Raw genomic sequence first — 3592 nt, 5'->3', positions numbered from 1 at the left:
GCGTCGTCTCGAGCGAGCGCATCACCTTGCCAAGCGCCTCGATGAAGTTACGGCCCAACGACATTGCCTCACCCACCGACTTCATCGTGGTGGTCAGCGTGGGATCGGCGCCGGGAAACTTCTCGAACGCGAACCGCGGCGCCTTGACCACGACGTAGTCCAAGGTCGGCTCGAAGCAGGCCGGGGTTTCTTTGGTGATGTCGTTGACGATCTCGTCAAGGGTGTAACCGATGGCCAGCTTGGCGGCGATCTTGGCGATCGGGAAACCGGTGGCCTTGGAAGCCAGCGCACTTGACCGAGATACCCGAGGGTTCATCTCGATGACGACGAGTCGGCCGTCGGCCGGGTCGACCGCGAATTGGATGTTGCAGCCGCCGGTGTCCACACCGACCTCGCGCAGGATCGCGATGCCCAGATCCCGCATCCGCTGGTATTCCCGGTCGGTCAGCGTCATGGCCGGCGCGACCGTCACCGAGTCGCCGGTGTGCACACCCATCGGGTCGACGTTCTCGATCGAGCACACCACCACCACGTTGTCGTGGCCGTCGCGCATCAGCTCGAGTTCGAATTCCTTCCAGCCGAAGATCGATTCCTCGATCAGCACGTTGGCGCTGGGCGAGGCCGCCAGCCCGGCGCCGGCCATCCGGTCGACCTCCTCGACGGATCGCGCCATGCCCGAGCCAAGCCCGCCCATGGTGAAGCTCGGCCGCACCACGACCGGCAGGCCCACTTCGTCGACCGTCTCGCGGACCTCGGCAAAAGTGAAACACACTCGGCTGCGGGCGGATTCGCCGCCCACCTTGGCGACGATGTCCTTGAACCGCTGCCGGTCCTCGCCGCGCTGGATCGCCTCGAAGTCGGCGCCGATCAGCTCGACCCCGTACTTCTCCAGCACCCCGTTCTCGTAGAGCGCGACCGCGGTGTTCAGCGCCGTCTGGCCGCCCAGCGTGGCCAGGAGCGCGTCGATCTTGTTGCCGCGATTGGCTTGCTGCTCGATCACGCGCTCCACGAACGCCGGCGTGATCGGCTCGACGTAGGTGTGGTCGGCGAACTCCGGGTCGGTCATGATCGTCGCCGGGTTCGAGTTGACAAGGCTGACCTGCAGACCCTCGGCGCGCAGCACCCGGCAGGCCTGCGTGCCGGAGTAATCGAACTCGCAGGCCTGGCCGATGACGATCGGGCCGGATCCGATGACCAGCACATGACGTAGGTCGGTGCGGCGCGGCATCAGCGGCCCCCCGCCATCAGGTCGACGAATTGATCGAACAGGTAATTGGCGTCATGCGGGCCGGCAGCCGCCTCCGGGTGGTACTGCACCGAGAACGCGCGTCCGCCCACGAGTTTGATTCCTTCGACGACGCCGTCGTTGGCGCAGGTGTGGCTGACTTCGGCCGTGCCGAACGGGGTGTCGAACCGCTCCCCCGCTTCGCCCTGGAGGGCGAACCCGTGGTTCTGCGCGGTCACCGCTACCCGGCCGGTGGCGTGGTCGATCACCGGCACGTTTATGCCGCGGTGCCCGAACGTCATCTTGTACGTGGAGCGGCCCAGCGCGCGGCCGAGGATCTGGTTGCCGAAACAGATTCCGAAGAGCGGGATCCCGGCCCCGATCACTTGCCTTGTGACCGCGACGACGTGGTCCGCGGTGGCGGGGTCACCCGGGCCGTTGGACAGGAACACGCCGTCGGGCTTCAGGTCGGCGATCTGGTCGAATGTCGCCGACGACGGCAAGACGTGGCTGCGGATGCCGCGGCGGGCGAAGTTGCGCGGTGTGTTGGTCTTGATACCGAGGTCCAGCGCGGCGACGGTGAACCGCTGCGGGCCCTCGGGTTCCACGATGTAACCGGCATTCGTGCTGACCTGCCCGGCGAGGTCGGCGCCGAGCATCGACGGCTGGCTGCGCACCCGTGCCAGCATCGTGTCGGTGTCGGCGGCCGCCTCTCCGGAGAAGATGCCTGCCTTCATCGACCCGAAGTTGCGCAGATGCCGGACCACCGCCCGGGTGTCGATGCCGGCGATCCCGACGATGCCCTGCCGGGTCAGCTCGTCGTCGAGGGTGCCGGTGGCTCGCCAGTTCGACGCCCGCGGCGACGGGTCACGAACGGCGTAGCCGGCCACCCATATCTTGTCGCCGCGGCTTTCGGCGTCCTCGTGGTTCCAGCCGGTGTTGCCGATCTGCGGGGCGGTCGCGACGACGATCTGGCGGTGATAGCTGGGGTCGGTCAGCGTCTCCTGGTAGCCGGACATACCGGTGGAGAAAACGGCCTCACCGAGTGTCTGGCCTACCGCGCCGAACGATGTGCCGCTGAACACTCGGCCGTCCTCAAGCACGAGGCGCGCTTGAGCGCTGGTCATGAGCCTCCTATCCAGTCCGCGTATGTCCGGCGATCGTCGCCGCGGAAACCGGTGTCGATCTCCGTGCCCGACGGCAGCCTCCAGCGGATTGCGAGGATCCCATCGTTCGGCACCACCGTGCCGGCCAGGCCGTGCTCGGTGCGGATCGCGGTGATCGAGTCCTCCGGTATCCAGATCGGTGCGGCGCCGCTGCGCTTCACCATGATGCCCTCGGGATAGCGGGTCAGCACGGCCTTCGCGCGATCGCCGAGATCGCCGACCGCGATGCGGTCCAGCCAGCTCGGCACAAGCGTGCTGCCGACATACAGGCCGCTGCTCGCGGGAATGACCGGCGCCCCGACGGTCTCCGGCGGCGGGGGCAGTTGTCCGATCAGCGCGGCCTGGCGCTGCGCCCGCCTCAGCCAGCCCCGCATCATCGCGAAGATCACCAGGAAAGCCACCACCGAAAGCACGGCCGCCATGATCAACGACGCGACCAGCGTGGGGGTATTCATGCCGGGCACTTCCCGTCGCGCGCGGTGACCTTGCCGCGCAACAGCGTCGCGGTGACCGTCGCGGGCAGCGTCATCGACTCGTAGGGGGTGTTGTCGGACCGGCTTGCCAGATCGGCGCCGCGGACCGTCCAGGTGGCGTCGGGGTCGACGACCGCGATGTTGGCCGGCTCGCCGACCTCGAGGGGGCGGCCGTGGTCGGGCAGGCCCGCGATCCGGGCCGGGTTCTCGCTCATCACCCGTGCGATGTCGCGCCAGGTCATCAGACCGGGCTCCACCAGCGTGCGCACGACCACCGACAGCGCCGTCTGCAGCCCCAACATTCCGGGGCGCGCATTGGCGAACTCGCAGACCTTCTCGTGTTCGGCGTGCGGGGCGTGATCGGTGGCCACACAGTCGACGACGCCATCGACGAGCGCCCGGCGCAGCGCGGCGGCGTCGGCGGCCTCGCGCAGCGGAGGGTTGACCCGGTTGCGGCCGTCGTAGCTGGCCAGCCGTTCGTCGTCGAGGGCAAGGTGGTGCGGCGTCACTTCGGCCGTGATCGAAATGCCTTGGTCTTTAGCCCATTTCAGGATCTCGACAGTGCCGGCCGTCGACGCGTGGCAGATGTGCACCCTGGCGCCGGCCTCGCGGGCCAGCAGCGCATCGCGAGCGACGATCGACTCCTCGGCCGCCCGTGGCCAGCCGGACAGCCCGAGCCGGGCCGCCGTGGGGCCTTCGTGGGCGACCGCCCCGCGGGTGAGCCGCGG

The 3592-nt window shown here is 68.5% G+C and carries 4 protein-coding genes; all 4 read right to left on the bottom strand.

The annotated features are described in order from the left end of the window. Positions 1-1228, bottom strand: a 1228-nt coding sequence (gene carB, locus VKG81_RS20300) for a carbamoyl-phosphate synthase large subunit (protein WP_324398523.1), incomplete at its 3' end; no start/stop codon positions are given. Next, on the bottom strand, positions 1228-2352 hold the full coding sequence (gene carA, locus VKG81_RS20295; RefSeq protein WP_324398522.1) for a glutamine-hydrolyzing carbamoyl-phosphate synthase small subunit: 1125 nt from the start codon (positions 2350-2352) through the stop codon (positions 1228-1230). The genes carB and carA, both read right to left, overlap by 1 nt. Beyond that, positions 2349-2846 (bottom strand): transporter, encoded by a 498-nt coding sequence (locus VKG81_RS20290; RefSeq protein ID WP_324398521.1) that lies wholly within the window; start codon positions 2844-2846, stop codon positions 2349-2351. Before VKG81_RS20290 ends, carA begins: the two co-directional genes overlap by 4 nt. After that, the coding region (locus VKG81_RS20285) for a dihydroorotase (RefSeq protein ID WP_324398520.1) at positions 2843-3592 on the bottom strand (750 nt) is incomplete at its 5' end. The genes VKG81_RS20290 and VKG81_RS20285, both read right to left, overlap by 4 nt.

The sequence above is a fragment of the Mycobacterium sp. genome (assembly GCF_035314905.1).
Lineage (GTDB): Bacteria > Actinomycetota > Actinomycetes > Mycobacteriales > Mycobacteriaceae > Mycobacterium.
This window is presented reverse-complemented; position numbering and strand designations above follow the sequence as displayed.

Excerpts from the sequence above, each read along its gene's own strand:
- VKG81_RS20290 (WP_324398521.1), bottom strand. The coding sequence starts at position 2,846 with ATGAATACCCCCACGCTGGTCGCGTCGTTGATCATGGCGGCCGTGCTT.
- carA (WP_324398522.1), bottom strand. The coding sequence starts at position 2,352 with ATGACCAGCGCTCAAGCGCGCCTCGTGCTTGAGGACGGCCGAGTGTTC.